At 68.5% G+C, this 17385-nt stretch carries 17 protein-coding genes; 8 read left to right on the top strand and 9 right to left on the bottom strand.

Going from position 1 to position 17385, the window contains the following annotated elements:
• Positions 1-20: 20 nt before the first annotated feature.
• Together P2T65_RS07650 and P2T65_RS07645 are read right to left on the bottom strand one after the other, a co-directional pair.
• Positions 21-1112, bottom strand: a complete 1092-nt coding sequence (locus P2T65_RS07650; protein WP_082464821.1) for a patatin-like phospholipase family protein — start codon at positions 1110-1112, stop codon at positions 21-23.
• Complete coding sequence (locus P2T65_RS07645; protein ID WP_055459663.1) at positions 1109-1894, bottom strand: 3-hydroxybutyrate dehydrogenase; 786 nt, start codon at positions 1892-1894, stop codon at positions 1109-1111. Before P2T65_RS07645 ends, P2T65_RS07650 begins: the two co-directional genes overlap by 4 nt.
• Before the next feature lie 330 nt (positions 1895-2224).
• Here P2T65_RS07645 and P2T65_RS07640 point away from each other — a divergent pair, with 330 nt between their 5' ends.
• The 3 genes from P2T65_RS07640 (at position 2225) to P2T65_RS07630 (ending at position 6283) form a co-directional block, all read left to right on the top strand.
• Positions 2225-2776 (top strand): transcriptional repressor, encoded by a 552-nt coding sequence (locus P2T65_RS07640; protein WP_276199523.1) that lies wholly within the window; start codon positions 2225-2227, stop codon positions 2774-2776.
• Positions 2777-2835: 59 nt separating this feature from the next.
• Complete coding sequence (gene ispG, locus P2T65_RS07635) at positions 2836-4128, top strand: flavodoxin-dependent (E)-4-hydroxy-3-methylbut-2-enyl-diphosphate synthase (RefSeq protein ID WP_276199522.1); 1293 nt, start codon at positions 2836-2838, stop codon at positions 4126-4128.
• A 274-nt stretch (positions 4129-4402) separates the two neighbouring features.
• Positions 4403-6283: a potassium transporter Kup gene (locus P2T65_RS07630; RefSeq protein WP_055459660.1), complete on the top strand. Its 1881-nt coding sequence runs from the start codon at positions 4403-4405 to the stop codon at positions 6281-6283.
• A 77-nt stretch (positions 6284-6360) separates the two neighbouring features.
• On the opposite strand, the gene P2T65_RS07625 is transcribed toward P2T65_RS07630, so the two are convergent.
• The gene (locus tag P2T65_RS07625) at positions 6361-7281 is read right to left on the bottom strand and encodes a polyprenyl synthetase family protein (protein WP_276199521.1); all 921 of its coding nucleotides are present in this window, start codon (positions 7279-7281) and stop codon (positions 6361-6363) included.
• A gap of 153 nt (positions 7282-7434) precedes the next feature.
• Here P2T65_RS07625 and mtgA point away from each other — a divergent pair, with 153 nt between their 5' ends.
• From mtgA to P2T65_RS07610, 3 genes are all read left to right on the top strand, one after another.
• Complete coding sequence (gene mtgA, locus P2T65_RS07620; protein WP_096335206.1) at positions 7435-8088, top strand: monofunctional biosynthetic peptidoglycan transglycosylase; 654 nt, start codon at positions 7435-7437, stop codon at positions 8086-8088.
• Positions 8089-8236: 148 nt separating this feature from the next.
• Positions 8237-8422, top strand: coding sequence for a 50S ribosomal protein L32 (gene rpmF, locus P2T65_RS07615; RefSeq protein WP_055459608.1), 186 nt, complete (start codon positions 8237-8239; stop codon positions 8420-8422).
• Between the two features lie 204 nt (positions 8423-8626).
• Complete coding sequence (locus P2T65_RS07610) at positions 8627-10342, top strand: bifunctional diguanylate cyclase/phosphodiesterase (RefSeq protein WP_063186569.1); 1716 nt, start codon at positions 8627-8629, stop codon at positions 10340-10342.
• Between the two features lie 8 nt (positions 10343-10350).
• Here P2T65_RS07610 and P2T65_RS07605 read toward each other — a convergent pair whose 3' ends face one another.
• The 3 genes from P2T65_RS07605 to soxR all read right to left on the bottom strand — a co-directional run bounded on the left by P2T65_RS07605 (position 10351) and on the right by soxR (position 13305).
• Complete coding sequence (locus P2T65_RS07605) at positions 10351-11424, bottom strand: lysylphosphatidylglycerol synthase domain-containing protein (protein ID WP_055459606.1); 1074 nt, start codon at positions 11422-11424, stop codon at positions 10351-10353.
• Positions 11425-11617: 193 nt separating this feature from the next.
• Positions 11618-12712, bottom strand: coding sequence for an acyltransferase (locus tag P2T65_RS07600; protein WP_055459605.1), 1095 nt, complete (start codon positions 12710-12712; stop codon positions 11618-11620).
• Positions 12713-12843: 131 nt separating this feature from the next.
• A complete protein-coding gene (soxR, locus tag P2T65_RS07595) occupies positions 12844-13305 on the bottom strand; it encodes a redox-sensitive transcriptional activator SoxR (RefSeq protein WP_063186567.1) in 462 nt (153 codons plus the stop codon).
• Positions 13306-13431: 126 nt separating this feature from the next.
• Between soxR and P2T65_RS07590 the strand changes: the two genes are divergently transcribed.
• Together P2T65_RS07590 and P2T65_RS07585 are read left to right on the top strand one after the other, a co-directional pair.
• The gene (locus P2T65_RS07590) at positions 13432-14010 is read left to right on the top strand and encodes an NAD(P)H-dependent oxidoreductase (protein ID WP_055459603.1); all 579 of its coding nucleotides are present in this window, start codon (positions 13432-13434) and stop codon (positions 14008-14010) included.
• Positions 14007-15221, top strand: coding sequence for an MFS transporter (locus tag P2T65_RS07585; RefSeq protein WP_276199520.1), 1215 nt, complete (start codon positions 14007-14009; stop codon positions 15219-15221). The genes P2T65_RS07590 and P2T65_RS07585 overlap by 4 nt, the downstream gene beginning before the upstream one ends.
• Here P2T65_RS07585 and P2T65_RS07580 read toward each other — a convergent pair whose 3' ends face one another.
• From P2T65_RS07580 to argB, 3 genes are all read right to left on the bottom strand, one after another.
• Entirely contained in the window at positions 15222-15968 is a 747-nt protein-coding gene (locus P2T65_RS07580) for a pyrimidine 5'-nucleotidase (protein ID WP_186438013.1), read from the bottom strand.
• A gap of 79 nt (positions 15969-16047) precedes the next feature.
• Complete coding sequence (locus tag P2T65_RS07575; protein WP_055459601.1) at positions 16048-16383, bottom strand: multidrug efflux SMR transporter; 336 nt, start codon at positions 16381-16383, stop codon at positions 16048-16050.
• Positions 16384-16428: 45 nt separating this feature from the next.
• Positions 16429-17328 carry an acetylglutamate kinase gene (gene argB / locus P2T65_RS07570; protein ID WP_055459600.1) on the bottom strand — a complete coding sequence of 300 codons (900 nt, stop codon included), beginning with the start codon at positions 17326-17328 and terminating at the stop codon, positions 16429-16431.
• Positions 17329-17385: the final 57 nt, after the last annotated feature.

Genomic DNA, 17385 nt, shown 5'->3' with positions numbered 1-17385 from the left:
GCCGTTCCTTTCGCGCTGCGTCAGGCGAATTCGCGGCGCAGGTCGAGCGTCGACCGCACGCCGACGTCATCATAGCTCTTCTTGAGCCATTTGCGGGCCGCTTGCCGCCCCAGGTCGGCAAGGCGCTGCAAGAGGTCCCAGTCCGCCGACAGGCGCGAGGCCGCGGTCACACGCTTCATCAGGAGGTCGGCGTCGATGCGGTGCATGAGCACGCGCTTGTATTCGTCCTTTGACAGCTTGCCCTCGTCGATGAGGCGCGTGACGAACTCGATGGCGCGCATCTCCCGCAGGAGCGTCGCGTTGAAGGTGATCTCGGTCAGGCGGTTCTGGATTTCGCGGGCGGTGCGCGGCGTCTCCTCCCGCTCGATCGGATTGATCTGCACCAGGAGCACGTCGTCGCTCGCCGCGCCGTAGAACAGTGGGAAGAGGGCGGGATTGCCCATGTAGCCGCCGTCCCAATAAGGCACGCCGTCGATCTCGACCGCCTGGAAGACCATGGGCAGGCAAGCCGAGGCCATGATGTGGTCCGCCGTCAGCTCCGGGCGCTCGAAGAGCTTGATCTTGCCGGTGCGCACGTTGGTGGCAGCGATGAAGAGCGAGACCGAGTTGCAGGCGCGCACCTTGTCGAAGTCGATCAGTTCCTCGATGAGATCGCGTAGCGGATTGATGTTGAGCGGGTTGAAGTCGTAGGGGCTGGCGAAGCGCGACACCATGTCGAACCAGAGGAGGCCGGGCGGTTCGTCGCCCCCGCCCCAGATGCCGAGCATGCGGTCGACGAGCGAGCGCTGCAGCGGCGACAGCGCCCCGTCGCGGCTGACGCGCCGCCAGAAGGTCTCGAGGTCGCGCCGCGCGCCGTCGATGCCGGCCTCGATGAAGCCTTGGGTCATGACGACGGCGTTCATGGCGCCGGCGCTCGTGCCCGAGATCGCCTCGATGGCGAGCCGGCCGTCCTCGAGCAGGGTGTCGATGACGCCCCAGGTGAAAGCACCGTGGGCGCCGCCGCCCTGCAGGGCGAGGCAAATGCTCTTCTCGGCCTTCGGGCCGGCGATACCGGCGAAGCCGCCTGCCGGCTGGCCGGCGGACTTGCGGGCACGGACGACGCGACCGGTCATTCCGCCGTCCAGCCGCCATCAATCGTGGCGAGCGCGCCGGTGATGGAGCGCGCGGCGTCGGAGGCGAGGAAGACGGCATAGGCCGCGACCTCGTCCACCGTCACGAATTCCTTCGTCGGCTGACCGGCGAGCAGCACCTTTTCCTTGACCTCCGCCTCGCTGATACCGCGGGCCTTCGCCGTGTCGGGGATCTGCTTCTCGACAAGCGGCGTCCAGACATAGCCGGGACAGATGGCATTCACCGTGATGCCATGGGTCGCGACCTCGAGGGCGATCGTCTTGGTGAGGCCTGCGATGCCGTGCTTGGCCGCCACATAGGCCGACTTGTAGGGCGAGGCAACGAGGGCATGGGCGGAAGCGGTGTTGATGATGCGGCCCCAGCGGCGCGTCTTCATGCCGGGCACGGCCGCCCGGATGGCGTGGAAGGCAGAGGAGAGGTTGATCGCGATGATCTGGTCCCACTTCTCGATCGGGAACTCCTCGACGGGTGCAACGTGCTGGATCCCCGCGTTGTTGACGAGCACGTCGACCGAGCCGAGCAACTTCTCCGCATCGGCGATCATCTGAGCGATCTCGGCCGGCTTCGTCATGTCGGCGCCGGAATAGACGGCCTTGACGCCGAATTCGCGCTCGATCGTCGCCCGCTCCCTCTCGATGGCGGCAGGCTCGCCGAAACCATTGATGACAACATGGGCGCCCTCGGCGGCCAGGGCCCGGGCGATGGCAAGGCCGATGCCACTCGTTGAACCGGTGACGACGGCGGTGCGCGATTTCAGCGACATATGCTGCTCCCGATGGCTGCTGTTCTGGCTGATGGTCATGGACGCGACGAAGAACGCTTCTCGCAAGGCCTCTTCGCGGCGCAGTGCTGCCGCAGGGTGGCAACTGGGCTCACAGAGCCTATCTATGTTGCGGCGCAGTGCAAACCCAAGTTGCGCAGGAACCGGACAATGGCCGCCTCGGGCGGCGCAGTGCAGAGGACCGTCAGGCCATACGCCCGGCGCGGTGCCTCGCCGGACGAGTAACGCTATAATGTTCACATTTGGATAGCGCATCATCACCGCCCGATGACGGTGAAAGCGGGCCCGACCACGGAAGCAGACAGCGACGCGATGGACGAAAACGAGGCAGGCCACGGCCATGACCATCACCACGGCGATGACGCGGACTGCGCCCACGCCGCCGCCCGGCTGAAGGAGGCGCCTGCCGCGCTCGATGCGGCCGAGGCCGCCTGCCGAACGCGCGGCCAGCGGCTGACGCCGATCCGCCGCGCCGTGCTGGAGACGCTCTACGCCACGCACCGGCCGCTCGGCGCCTACGACCTCGCCGAGGCGCTGACCCGGCAGGACGAACGGCGGGTGGCGCCGATCACGATCTACCGCGCCCTCGATTTCCTCCTGGAGCAGGGCTTCGTGCACAAGCTCGAGACGAAGAACGCCTTCGTCGCCTGCCCGCACCATCACGAGCCCGGGGAACTCGTGGTCTTCCTCATCTGCGAGGCCTGCGGCGGGGTGGACGAGGCCGCCTCGCCGGACGTCGGCTCGGCTCTCAGGCGGGTGTTGACCGACGCCGCCTTCAAGCCAAGGGCCCAGGTCGTCGAGATCGCCGGCACGTGTGCCCATTGCCAGGAAGGCGCAAAAGGCGAAAGTCAAGCCTTGACCTGACGGCGCGAGAGGCGCAGCAAGACCTTCGATCGTCAAAACGAGCCTTCCGAGCTGATCGCATGACAGCTGACATCCCCCCCAGGCCGGGCCCCGAGACGCTGACGCCAACTCCCGCAGGCGCAGGCGCGCGGCACCGCACCGTCGGCGTCAAGGTCGGCTCCGTCGCAGTCGGCGGCGGGGCGCCCATCGTCGTCCAGTCGATGACGAACACCGACACGGCCGATGTCGAGGCGACAGTGCGGCAGGTGGCCGCGCTCGCGCGCGCGGGGTCCGAGCTCGTGCGCATCACCGTCGACCGGGCCGAGGCGGCGGCAGCGGTGCCGCACATTCGCGACAAATTGGCGCGGATGGGCATCGCAGTGCCCATCGTCGGCGACTTCCACTTCATCGGCCACAAGCTTCTTGCAGACCATCCGGCCTGCGCCGAGGCACTCGACAAGTACCGCATCAATCCCGGGAATGTCGGCTTCAAGGACAAGAAAGACCGGCAGTTCGGCATGATCGTCGAGACGGCGATCCGCTGGGGCAAGCCCGTGCGAATTGGCGCAAACTGGGGCTCGCTGGACCAGGAGCTGCTGACGCATCTCATGGATCTCAACGCGCACTCACCCCGGCCCGTCGATGCCCGTGCCGTCACCCGCGAGGCGCTGGTGCGCTCGGCCCTCCTCTCGGCCGAGAGAGCGGAGCAGATAGGCCTTGCACGCGACCGGATCATCCTCTCCGCCAAGGTCTCGGCGGTTCAGGACCTTATCGCCGTCTACCGGGACCTTGCCGCACGCTCCGACTACGCACTGCACCTGGGCCTGACCGAGGCCGGCATGGGCTCCAAGGGCATCGTCGCCTCGGCCGCCGCCATCGGCATCCTCCTGCAGGAAGGTATCGGCGATACGATCCGCTTCTCGCTGACACCGGAGCCCGGCGGCGACCGCACGCTCGAGGTCAAGGCTGCGCAGGAGCTGCTGCAGACCATGGGCTTCCGCACCTTCGTGCCGCTCGTCGCCGCCTGCCCGGGCTGCGGACGCACGACCTCCACCGTTTTCCAGGAACTCGCCCGCGACATCCAGGACTGGATTGCTACCTCGATGCCCGAGTGGAAGACGCGCTATCCCGGCGTCGAGGCGCTCAACGTCGCGGTCATGGGCTGCATCGTCAATGGGCCCGGCGAATCGAAACATGCCGATATCGGCATCTCCCTGCCCGGCACGGGTGAAATGCCGGCCGCCCCAGTCTTCATCGACGGGCAGAAGGCAACCACCCTGCGCGGGCCGACAATTGCGGCGGAATTCAAGATGCTGGTCGCCGACTACATCGAAAGGCGCTTCGGGCAGCGCCTGTCGCGGGCCGCCGAATAGCCGGCCGACCCATCCTATCCTGTTGACAGTTCACACTTTCCGGCGATTGAAAAGTGAGGCGTTTGCCCGGCCTGCCGCTTGTGGTAAACACCGCCGGCCCAAAGGGCGCCTTCGTCACGGCCGAGCCGCCCCGAAGGACAACAGCGCGCCGTGCGGCCGGGTGCCGGCGGCCTTCTCGTGTGGCCAACCATAGGCCTTCATCCATATGGTTTCAGATACCAAAGCGTCCATGCTCGCAGGTCAGGGCAGCAGCGGTGAGCAGGCTGCCGGCGACATGGGACAGGCAGGCGCGCATGCGCCCTCCAGCTTCTTCGCCCTCGCGCTCGGGTCGGTCGGTGTCGTCTACGGCGATATCGGCACGAGCCCGCTCTATGCGCTGCGCGAGGCCGTGCATGCCGTCGCGGATGGCGAGGGGCCCATCGCCCGCGACACCATCATCGGCGTCCTGTCGCTCATCCTGTGGTCGCTCATCCTCGTGGTGACGATCAAATACGTGGTGATCCTCCTCAGGGCCGACAACAAGGGCGAAGGCGGGACCCTGAGCCTCGTCGCCCTCGCGCAGCGGGCAATGGGACGCTCGCACGCCCTCGTCCTTGCGCTCGGCATCACCGGCGCGGCGCTGTTCTACGGCGATTCCATGCTGACGCCGGCGATCTCCGTGCTGTCGGCCGTCGAGGGCCTCAAGCTCGCGGCGCCGGAGCTCGGCGGCTACGTGGTGCCGATCACCGTCGCCATCCTCATCGCGCTCTTCGCCGTGCAGAGCCGCGGCACCGGCAAGGTCGCGGCGCTCTTCGGGCCCATCATGGGCCTGTGGTTCGCGGTGCTGGCGATCACGGGACTCCTGCACATCATGGACGATCCCGGCGTCTTCCGCGCCCTGTGGCCGCACTACGGGCTGATGTTCCTCATCAACCACTCGGTCGTCGCCCTCGCGGTCCTCGGCGCGGTCTGCCTCGCCGTGACGGGCGCCGAGGCGCTCTATGCCGATCTCGGCCACTTCGGACGCGGCCCCATCCGCGCGGCGTGGCTGTGCTTCGTCTTCCCGGCGCTGGTGCTGAACTATTTCGGCCAGGGGGCGCTCGTGCTCGCCCACCCGGAAGCCATCGAGAACCCGTTCTACCGCCTGGTGCCAGACTGGGGTCTCCTGCCCCTTACCATCATGGCCACGATCGCGACCATCATCGCGAGCCAAGCCGTCATCACAGGCGCCTTCTCGCTCACGCGCCAGGCCATCCAGCTCGGCCTCCTGCCGCGGCTCGAGGTGCGGTTTACCTCCGCGTCGCACCAAGGCCAGATCTTCCTGCCGCGCGTCAACGCCATGCTGCTCATCGGCGTGCTCTTCCTCGTCGCCATGTTCGGGTCATCGAGCGGCCTTGCCCACGCCTACGGCATCTCGGTCTTCGGCGCGATGGTGGTGGACGGCATCCTCGCCATCCTTGTCATCTGGAAGGGCTGGCGCTGGAGCCTCGCCGCCGCCGTCCTGCTGATCGTGCCGTTCCTGACGATCGACATCGCCTTCTTCTCGGCGAATCTGCTCAAATTGTTCTCCGGCGGCTATGTGCCGGTGCTGCTGGCGAGCGTGCTCATCGTCGTGATGTGGACCTGGGTGAAGGGTACCGCCATCCTCTTCGCCAAGACGCGCAAGGTGGACGTGCCGCTCGTCGAACTCGTCGAGATGCTGCAAAAGAGCCCTCCGCACCGCATCAAAGGCACGGCCGTGTTCCTGACGAGCGATCCGGAGACCGCCCCCTCGGCACTGCTACACAACCTCAAGCACAACAAGGTGCTGCACGAGAAGAACGCCATCCTCACCGTCAAGACGGCCGATGTGCCGCGCATCAACGACGAGGAGCGCGTTAACATCGAGCCCATCGCCGACGGCTTCTGGCGGGTGGAAATGACCTTCGGCTATATGGAGATGCCCAACGTGCCCAAGGGCCTCGCCATCCTGCGCAAGCGGGGCTTCAAGTTCGACATCATGTCGACGTCGTTCTTCCTCTCGCGCCGCTCCATCCGGCCCGCCGCCCAGTCAGGCATGCCGATGTGGCAGGACAGGCTGTTCATCTCGCTCGCCAAGAACGCCAACGACGCGACGGACTTCTTCCAGATCCCCACCGGCCGCGTCGTCGAGGTCGGCACCCAGGTGACGGTTTAGGCGGGGCGCGGCGCATTGCCCCGTCCCCGCTGACGGGGGAGCGCCAAGGCCATCGCCGCGGCCGTTATCCGGAGGGGCTACTTGCGGCGCGTGGCGGCGAAGCGTGCCGCCGCGCGCAGCGTGTCCGCTGCCGGGCCGAAGGGAGCGAGCGCCGCCACGGCCTCTTCGGCGAGGCGGTCGCGCTCCGCCCGCGCGGCCTCGATGCCGAGCACGTCGACGAGCGTCGCCTTGCCCCTGTCGGCGTCCTTGGCGGCGCGCTTGCCGAGCACGTCCGTGCTCGCCTCCCGGTCGAGGATATCATCGGCAATCTGGAAGGCTGCGCCGAGGGCCCGGCCATAGGCCGCGAGGCAACGCCGCTCCTCGCCACCCGCCCGCGCGACAACCCCGCCCGCATCGACGGCAAAGGCGATGAGCGCACCGGTCTTCATAGCCTGCAGGCGGCGCACCTCGATCTCCGCGAAGGGCGTGGACCGGTTTTCGGCCTCGAGGTCCAGCATCTGCCCGCCGACCATGCCGCCGAGCCCTGCCGCCCGGGCGAGACCGAGCACGAGCTCCGCACGCACAGCCGCGTCCGCCGTCACGGCCGGATCGGCGAGCACATCAAAGGCGAGCGTCAGCAGCGCGTCGCCGGCAAGGATGGCGGTGGCCTCGTCGAAGGCGCGGTGCACGGTCGGGCGGCCGCGCCGCAGGTCGTCGTCGTCCATCGCGGGCAGATCGTCATGGACGAGGGAATAGCAATGCAGGAGCTCGATGGCGGCCCCGGCCCGCAGCGGCCCGTCGCCGGTCTCGCCGAAGAGCCGGGCCGTCTCGACGGTAAGGAAGGGGCGCAGGCGCTTGCCGCCGTCGAGCACGGCATGGCGCATGGCGGCGAGAAGGCGGGGCGGGCGGACGATCTCGCCGGCGAGCGGCTCGCTGCCGAGAAGCGCCTCGAGCAGTGGCTCCAGCGCGCGGGCCGCGGCCTCGAGACGCTCGGTGAAAGCGGCGCTCAAGCTCGCCATGGTCGTTTCTCCCAGGTCGCCACCGTAACGTGAAGGCAAGCGTCGCTTGCCCGAGACGCCCGGATCGGTCAAGCCTATGGGCCACGCCGGGGCAGGGAGATGACCGCAAACGTGCAAGCAAGAAGCCGGGGGAGGCTGGCCATCGGCCGGACGGTGCTGCGCTGGACCATGCGCGCGGTGCTCGCCATCATGCTGTTCTGGGCCGTTTCCATCGTCGTCTACCGCGTCCTGCCGCCCGTCTCCACGCTGATGCTGGGGCGCTGGCTGACGCTGCAGCCGGTGGAGCGTATCTACATGCCTCTGTCGGACATATCGCCGCATCTCGCCCGGGCCGCCATCGCGGCGGAGGATTCACGGTTCTGCATGCATGCGGGGATCGACTGGTTCGCCCTGCAGAGCGTCATCGAGGATGCGCTGGGCGACGGCGCCTCGCGCGGCGCCTCCACCATCACCATGCAGACGGTGAAGAACATCCTGCTCTGGCCGGGACGCTCCTACCTGCGCAAGGGGCTCGAGCTGCCGCTCGCGCTCGTTGTCGACACCGTCTGGCCGAAACGGCGGGTGATGGAGGCCTATCTCAACATCGCCGAGTGGGGAGAGGGCATCTTCGGTGCCGAGGCAGCCGCGCGGCGCCATTTCGGCAAGAGCGCGCGGGACCTGACACGGCGCGAGGCGGCCCTTCTCGTGGCAGCCCTGCCCAACCCAATCGCGCGCAACCCCGCCCGCCCGACGCGCTACGTGTCGACATACGCCTCACGCATCATGGGCCGCATGGGCAACGAGAACGTCTCCTGCCTCGGCGCGTAAAGGGAAAATCCCACTTTCTGCCGCCGAGGGCTAGCCAATCCGGCGCTGAGCCTGTATAAGCCCGCGTCCCAGAGACAGTTTCGTCAACGAGGGACCTGCGCCCCTTTGCGCGCGCAGGCCCGCAGAAGCCATCGACCGGAGTTGAGCCATGGCCGTTCCGAAAAGAAAAACGTCGCGGATGAAGCGCGGCCACCGCCGCTCCGCCGACGCGCTGCAGCAGCCCACCTATGTGGAAGACAAGGACTCGGGCGAGCTGCGTCGCCCGCATCACATCGACCTCAAGACCGGCATGTATCGCGGCCGGCAGGTGCTGAAGCCCCGCGCCGAGGCGTGAGAGGCGGGCGCTCCATCGAGCGATACGACAGGAAGGGCCGGTTCACCGGCCCTTTTTTGTTGCCGGCGTGCAGAGATCGCCACTCTTTACCGGCCGTTAACCCTTGCCGTTCATGATGCCCGCTAGCGTTTCTGCGCGCCGGTTCAGCCGCCGCCTCCGGTGCCAGACGCGGCAAGCTCCCAGATAGGCAGGACCCGGCAGCCGATGGCAGACTGGACAGGCGTCGCTCGTCGCGCGGATCATCCGGCGTCGCTCACGCCCGACGCCGCCGCCGCGCCGCTCGATCCCCGCCAGCTGCTGACGTCGCTCGGCGAGGTGGTCTATGACTGGGACCTTCGCAGCGACCGACTCAGCTTCGGCAGCAACGGCGCCGAGGTCATCGGCCTCGACTGCAGGGGCGCACTCGCGACCGGCGCGGCCTTCGACCGACTGATCGACGTCGCCTCCGGCCCCGGCCGCTGCGCCTTCTTCCGTACTGCCGCAGGCGAGGACACCGGCGCCGGTGTGCCCTTTCGTCTCGCTTACCGTCTCAGGATCGGCGCCACGGATGTCGCGGTCGAGGACAGCGGGCGCTGGTATGCGGGGCCTGACGGCCACCCGGCCATTGTGCACGGCGTCATGCGCATCGCGCGCGAGCCCGCACTAGCCGGCGTCGCACGGACCGACGGCTGGGCGGATCTTGCCAGGACGATCGACGCCCTCTTCGCCGGGGGCTGCGGCCGGCACAGGCCGCTGACGCTGATCTTCCTCGCCATCGACAATCTCGGGGCCATCAATGCCGCCCTCGGCTATGCGAGAGGCGACGACATCATCGCGGCCACAGCACAGGTCCTCACGCGACAGCTGCGGCAGGGCGACCTGCTCATCCGTCACGGCAGCAACCGTTTCGCCCTCGTCATGCGCGGCTGCTCCGCCCAGCAGGCGACGGTCGCCGCCGCGCGTATGGCCGGGCTCGCCGCGGCGGCCGGCGGAGCTGTGGCGACGGTGCGCCTGCGCATGGGCGCCGCGACGGCGCCCCAGCATGCCGACGATGCGGAAACGCTGATGCGGAATGCCAATCTCGCCTTCGACGAGGCGCGGCGGCTGAGCGGCAGCGGCTTTGTCTTCTATGGACCGCAACTGGCCGCCACCATGACCGCACGCCGTGCTGCGGCGGAAGGAATCGATATCCTCGCCGCCCTCAACGAACGCCGCATCGTGCCCGCGCGCCAGGCGATCGTCGATGCCGAGACGCGCCAGCCAGCCTTCCACGAGGCTCTCCTGCGCGTCAGAATGCCCGACGGGGCTGCGGCCGGGGCCGCGCGCCTCGTACCCGCGGCCGAGAAGGCCGGCCTCATCGAGGCGGTGGACCACCGCATGCTCGAACTCATCACCGCCCGCATGACGGACGAGCCGGGGCTGAGAGTCGCCCTCAACATCTCGCCGCGCACGCTCGCGAGCCGCGCCTGGCTCGGCAATCTCGCCGCGCAGCTCGGCGCCTGCCCCGGCGTCGCCGAGCGGCTCATCATCGAGATCACCGAGACGGCGGCCGTCGAGGACCCGGGCGCCACGCGGGCCTCGCTCGACGCCATGAAGGCGCTCGGCGTCTTCATCGCCATCGACGATTTCGGCGCGGGACACACCTCCTTTCGGCACCTGCGCCATTTCCCCATCGACCTGCTCAAGATCGACGGCGCATTCGTGCAGAACCTCGCGCGGTCGAGCGACGACCGCTTCTTCGTGCGCACGCTCGTCGACCTCGCCCAGCATCTCGGCATCGCCACGGTCGCCGAATGGGTGGAGGACGAGGACACCGCCCGCCTCCTCACCCAATGGGGGGTCGACTACCTGCAGGGCGAGCACATCGCGCCGGTGACGGCCTGGCCCGAGCCGGCCGGCCTCACCGTGGAGCGAGCCAGGGAGCGGGCCAGGTCAGCCTGAGCCGGCCGTCAGCGCCGCCCCGGATCGCCCAGGCGCGCGCCGATTTCGTGAGCGCCGAGCAGCAGCAGCGCGAAGGCAAAGGGCACGAGATAGTAATACAGCCGGAACAGCAGCAGGGCGCCGAGGACGCCCTCGCGCGGCAGGTGCGACAGGGCGATCAGCATGGTCGCCTCGAAGACGCCGATGCCGCCCGGCGCGTGGCTGGCGATGCCCAGCATGCAGGCCGCGACATAGATGGCGAGAAAGGTCTCGTAGCTGAGGCCGTGACCGCCCGGCAGCAGCACGAAGAGGACGCCGGCCGCCGCGCAGACGTCGCCCGCGCCGAGCAGCATCTGCCCGATGGACAGTCGGAAGCCCGGCAGTTCGAGGCGCCAGCCCTGCACGCTGACGCTGCGCCGCTTGATGCCGACCCAGGCGAGATAGCCGCCGAGGGCGGCGACGATGGCAATGCCGAGCCCCTCGTTGAGCCGCACGACCGTGCCCGTCAGCGCCGCGACGGCGAGGCTCTCGCGCATCAGGCTCCAGGCGAGAACCGCGCTCATCCCGAGCCAGAAGGTGATGCCGGCAATGACGGTGAGGCCGACGATGGTCGGCGCCTTGATGCCGTAGGGCGAATAGATGCGGTAGCGCACGGCGCCCGAGGTGACGAGCGGAAAGCCAAGTGTGAAGCTGACGGCATAGCTCGTGAAGGAGGCGAGGGCGGTGACACGATAGGCGATGCTGCGGCCGAGCTGGCGCAGGGCGAGGGCGTCGTATCCCGTCAGCAGGAGGTAGCTGATGCAGGTGAAGAGGATGGCGAGCCCGATCTGCCGCACGCTCGCCGCCGAAAAGGCGTTCCTGAGCTCCGCAAGGCTGATCTCGCCGATGATGCGCCACAGCACGACCATTGAGGCGAGGAAGAGTGCGACGCTGACCACGGTGCCGATGAGCGACAGCCGGCGGCGCGTGTCGCCGGTGACCTCGACGGGCGGGCTCGGCGGGGGTGCGGCGAGGGCAGTGCCCGGCCCGGCTGCGGGCTGAATGGCCCCGGCACGTCCCCGGTCCCCGTCCACGGCGCCGGCCTCGTGCTCTCCTGCCTCCATGCTGCGGACGCGTCCCATCCCGTTTCACACGCGGGGCGCGGACCTCAGAGCGACACCGCACCCAGCCCGGTTATGGGGGCGAGGCGCCTCGAGTGCAAGGCAGTGTGCAGGGAAATCGGCCTTGGGCATGGCGCCCGTGCCGGGGCTGCACGGCTGGCCGGGGCGTCGCCTGCCGCGGTGCCCGGGTTCCGGGTCAGACGGTTTGCGCCGGGCGGCGGGCGAGATCGCGCGCCGTGCGGCGGCGGTACCTGAGGTCCAACGCGGGGCGCTCCACAAGGTGCCAGGAGACGAAGCCGGCCGCCAGCGCCAGCGGCGTCGCCATGAGGGAGATGGCCGTCGGGCCGACCTCGGGCCCGAACGCCCAGATCAGCAGTTGCTGCAGGGGGAAGGCGAACAGGTAGGCGCCGTAGGACATATCGCCGAACCGTTCCTTCACATCGAACGACGGCGCGCGCGCCAGGGCGGCATAGATGACGAGATAAGGCAGGGCGAGGAGATAGACGACCTGTGCACCCGGCCGGTTGGCAAAGGCGTAGAGCAGCATCAGGCAGACGAACGCGAGACCCGCGCTGACAGGCACGGCCGCCCGGTGCACCCACAGCGCCGCCCCGAGCGCGAAGACGAGGCCGTAGCGCAAAACCGGAAAGAGCGATGCGCCGGCCCACAGCTCGCCACCCATGTTCGACCAGGACAGGCCCCACACCTGGCTGCCCCAGAGAACGAGGCCCGCGACGGCGGCAACGAGCAGCAGCACGCCCCGACGCGACAGGAGCCCGCAAACCAAGGCAACCGGCAGGAGGAGGTAGAAGCCGCATTCCAGCGCCAGGGTCCAGATCGCGCCGTTGACCCCGGTATGGGGCAGATTCGTGAAGACGCCGGGCAGATTGAAGGACACGCCGAACACGAAGATGTTGCGTGCGTGCTGCAGCGTCTCGGGATGGAGCAGGTAGTCGGCGAGGCCGAGGCTCGTGACCATGGGGCCCAGAAAAAAGATGTCGAACACCGTCACGAAGGCGAGGGCCGGCACGATGCGCAGGACACGGTTGAGCAGGTACTGGCCGGGGGCATGCACCGTGACCGACCGCGCCACCAGGAAGCCGCTGATGGCGAAGAAGATGGCGACGCCCATGCCGCCGCCGGTGTCGTAGCCGTTCGTCAGCCAGTGGAAAAGCTCCGGCCCCGTCCCGGTGAGGCTGTAGCTGTGGCTCCACAGAACCAGCAGCGCTGCCGCGAGGCGCAGGAGGTCGAAATTGTTGGCCCGCGTTTCGAATGCTTGCTCGATCGTCATTGCCCACCCGATCCGTTGTCGGCCCCTGTCGCACAGGGAGACGCTCTCAAAACGCGACTAGTTGGATACTATCAACCTGTAGGTGCAGAACGTCGCAGCCGGCGAGCAGCGAATCGCGATTCCTGCCGCGCTCAGTCCGGATCGAGCAGCCGCGCCCCGGGCCCTTCGCGGGCGAGGACATCATGTGGGTTGCGCAGGCGGCAGGCCTTCACGGAGAGGCACCCACAGCCGATGCACTCGTCGAGCTGGTCGCGCAACCGCATGAGCCGATCGATGCGCCGATCGAGCTCCTGTCGCCACATTAGCGACAGGGCGCGCCAGTCATCCTCGGTCGGCGTGCGCCCGTCGGGCAGCGCCGCCAGCGCCTCGCCGATGGCGGCGAGAGGAATGCCGACCCGCTGCGCCACCTTGATGACGGCGACGCGCCGCAGCACCTCGCGCGGGTAGCGGCGCTGGTTGCCGGCGCTGCGCAGGCTGCGGATGAGCCCCTTGCGCTCGTAGAAATGCAGGGCCGAAACGGCGACGCCGCTGCGCCGCGCGACCTCGCCCACCGTCAGATCCCGGCCGACCGCCACAGGATCGGGCATCGTCATGCTCGCCCTCCAGATCTCAGGTCTTTCCAGGCTCGAAGCCGGGCATTGACCTCAAGCTAAGTTCAGGTTTTATCACTGCGGCTCCCCGCGTGCCAGCGCACGCCGAACCATGGAGCACCCACGCCGATGACCTTGCCCATCCGGCTCGCGATGATCTACGGCAGCAACCGCGAAGGGCGCCTGTGCGACACCGTCGCCGACTGGGCGGCGGCGGAAGTCGACAAGAGCGGCGCCTTTTCCCTACTACGCCTCGACCCGGCCGGGCTCGACCTGTCGCTGCGCCACCCGAGCCGCGATGATCCGACGGTCGCCGGCCTCAGGCAGGCGATCGCAGCGGCTGACGCCTTCCTCGTGGTGACACCGGAGTACAACCGCGGCTATCCAGCGCCGCTCAAGTTCATGATCGACTGCGCCAGTCACGAATGGCACGCCAAGCCCGTCGCCTTCGTCTCCTACGGCGGCATCTCGGGCGGGCTACGCGCCGTCGAGCAACTGCGGCTCGTCTTCGGCGAGCTGCATACAGCGACGATCCGCGACTGCGTGTCCTTCGCCCAGGCGCATGAGCGCTTCCGCCCGGACGGGTCGCTGCCGGAAGGGGACGGCGCCTACAAGGCCATGGCCCTGCTGCTCGCGCGGCTCGCCTGGTGGGCCCGCGCCCTGCGCGACGCGCGCCAGGCCTCGGCCTATAGCGAGGTGGCCGCATGAGGCCGATGCGCCAGGGCGAGTTCGCCGGCGGGGAGGCGGCTCCGGCCGCCGCCGGGCCCAGGGCCGGCGCCCGCAACGCGACACTGCTCGCGACGGGCGTGCTCACCATCATGTCCGCCGCCACCATCGCACCAGCGCTGCCGGCCATGCAGGCACATTTCGCCGGAACGGAACAGGTGGCCCTGATGACGCGGCTCGTCCTCACCATCCCGGCGCTCGCCATTGCGCTCGTCGCCCTGCCTGTCGGGAGCCTCATCGACCGCTGGGGCCGCCGCCCGTTCCTGATCAGCGCCATCGGCCTCTACGGTATCGCCGGCATGTCCGGGCTGGTGCTCGATTCGCTCGGCGCCATCCTTTTCAGCCGGGCGCTGCTCGGGGTCGCCGTGGCGATCATCATGACGACGGCGACAGCGCTCGTCGGCGATTATCTCGCCGGTCCGGCGCGCGATCGCTTCCTGGGCCTGCAATCCGCCGCCATCGGCGGAGGCGGGCTCCTGTGCCTCACGGGCGGCGGGCTCCTCGCCGAGATCGACTGGCGGGCACCCTTCGCCCTCTATGGCATGGCCTTCCTGCTCATGCCTGCGGTCATCGCCTTCATCGCCGAGCCGGCGCGCAGCGCTGCAAACCGATCCGCGCCAGGCGAGGCGCCAGCCGGCTCTCCGGCGGCGCTCGCCCTGCTGCTGACGGCCGCCGTGCTGAACAGCGTCATCTTCTATCTCGTGCCGACGCAACTGCCGTTCCATCTGCGCGAGCTCGGCCACGCGGCGCCGAGCCGGGCCGGCCTCGCCATCGGCCTCTTCACGCTCGCCCAAGCAGTCGTCGCCTTCGGCTTCGGCCGACTGCGCCGCAGTTGGTCGGGCACGACAATGTTCGGGATGGGCTTCGGTCTCATGGCGGCTGGCTACGGCCTCGTGGCGATGGCCGAAAGTTACGTCGCCGTGGTCGCCGCAATCATTGTCACCGGTTTCGGCATGGGGCTGGTGATTCCCAACCTCAGCGCCACCGCGCTAACCGTGGCGCCGCCGGCCTTACGCGGGCGGGTGGCCGGGGGGCTCACGGCCAGCATCTTCCTTGGGCAGTTCCTCTCGCCGCTCGTCAGCCAGCCCTGGATCGGCGCTGCGGGCTATGCCGGCACCTTCCGCGACATGGCCGTCGTCCTCGCCGCCATGGCCATGATCGGCCTCGTCCTCGCCCGGCGCGGGCGCTCCTGATCAGGGGCCGGCGTCGGTCCGGCCGATGCCGGTGTTGCGCACCAGGAAGCCGGAGAGGTCGCGCGTCGTATATTCGATGTGGGAGGCAATCACCTCCTCCTGCTCGTGCAGCTCGCGGAAGGGGTCGGGCGTCTTCGGCAGCACGAGCACAGTCGTCATGCCGAGCCGATGCGGCTCGGCGAGGTTCTTGGCGAGGTCCTCGAACATCGCCGCGCGCGAGGCCTCGATGCCATGGCGGTCGAGGAAGCTCGCATAGGTCGCCGGCTCCGGCTTCGGCACGAAGCCGGCATCGGCAATGTCGAAGATATCCTCGAAATGCGCGCCGATGCCGAGCCGCTCCGCCACCGCCTCGGCATGACCGCGCGAGCCGTTGGTCAGGATGAGCTTGCGCCCCGGCAGGGCACCGATGGCGGTCGCGAGCGCAGGATCGGGCGCGAGCCGCGAATAATCGATGCTGTGGGCGAAGGCGAGGAAGTCGCGGGGGTCGATGCCCTGCTCCTCCATGAGGCCGCGCAGGGTCGTGCCGTAGCGGTTGTAATAGTACTTCTGCAGGGCGCGGGCCGAGAGGCCGTCCATGCCGAAGAAGTCGCAGACGAAGAGCGTGATGCGCTCGTCGACCTGCGGCCACAGCTGCGCCTCGTGCGGATAGAGCGTGTTGTCGAGATCGAAGATCCAGGTATCGACATGCGAGAAGCCGCGGCGGGCCGTGTCCGCCCCTGCGACCGGCCCCGTGTCGATCATCTTCATCTGCGCCCTCTCGCACGTGAAAGGAGGAAGGAGATGGGGTGCCGGAGCAGCAATTGCAAGCGCTCACGGGCCGGGGGCCTCAATGCGGCACGGAGGAGGAGAAGACGTTGATGACGACGACACCGGCCAGGATGAGGCCGATGCCGAGGAGCGCCGGCACATCGAGCGTCTGCTGGAAGGCTACGAGGCCAACGAGCGAGATGAGCACGATGCCGATGCCGCTCCAGATGGCATAGGCAATGCCGACCGGGATCGTGCGCAGCGTCAGCGACAGGCAGTAGAAGGCGATGCCGTAGCCGACGACGGTGACGAGGGACGGCAACGGCCTGCTGAAGCCCTCGGACGCCTTCAGCGCCGACGTGGCGATGACCTCACCGACGATGGCGATGAGGAGATAGAGATAGCCCGTCGCCATGGTCCGCCGTGCCTCGCCCGTTTCGCCGGCCGTCGCCGCCGCCTGTCAACGGCGGATGAGCGTGCCGGCGCCGTGGTCCGTGTAGAGCTCGAGCAGCACGGAATGCGGCACCTTGCCATCAAGGATGACGACCCCCTCGACGCCCTGCTCCAGCGCATAGATGCAGGTCTCGACCTTGGGGATCATGCCGCCGGTGATGGTGCCGTCGGCGATGAGGCGGCGGCAGTCCTCCACCGTGAGCTCGGGCAGGAGGTTCTTGTCCTTGTCGAGCACGCCCGGCACGTCGGTGAGCAGGAGGAGGCGCTTGGCGCGCATGGCCCCGGCGATAGCCCCGGCGAAGGTATCAGCATTGACGTTGTAGGTCGCCCCGTCGTGGCCGACGGCGACGGGCGCGAGCACCGGGATGAGCTCGGCCTTGAGCACCGCGTCGAGCACGGTGCGGTCGACCTTCTCGGGCTCGCCGACGAAGCCAAGGTCGACGATCTTCTCGATGTTCGAATCAGGATCGACCACCGTGCGCGTCACCTTGCGGGCAACGACCATGTTGCCGTCCTTGCCGCACAGGCCGATGGCCTTGCCGCCCTCAGCCGAGATCGTGCCGACGATCTGCTTGTTGATGGCGCCGGCGAGCACCATTTCGACGATATCGACGGTGGCCTTGTCCGTGATCCTGAGGCCGGCCGCGAATTCGGACTTGATGCCGAGCTTCTCCAGCATGCGTCCGATCTGCGGGCCGCCGCCGTGCACGACGATCGGCTTGACACCGGACTGCTCGAGCAACACGACATCCTCGGCGAAATCCTCCGCTGCCGCGGCGTCGCCCATGGCATGGCCGCCGTACTTGATGACCACGATCTCCTGGTCATAGCGCTGCATATGCGGCAGCGCCTGCACCAGCGTCTCGGCCTGGGTGTGCACGTCGGGTAGATCGGGAAGGTCGGTCATGTCGTGTCGCGGCGCAGGTTGAGGAAGAGGGTGCTTCGCGAGGCCGTCTTTTAGCAG

It is taken from the genome of Chelatococcus sp. XZ-Ab1, from assembly GCF_029309855.1.
Lineage (GTDB): Bacteria > Pseudomonadota > Alphaproteobacteria > Rhizobiales > Beijerinckiaceae > Chelatococcus_A > Chelatococcus_A sambhunathii.
This window is presented reverse-complemented; position numbering and strand designations above follow the sequence as displayed.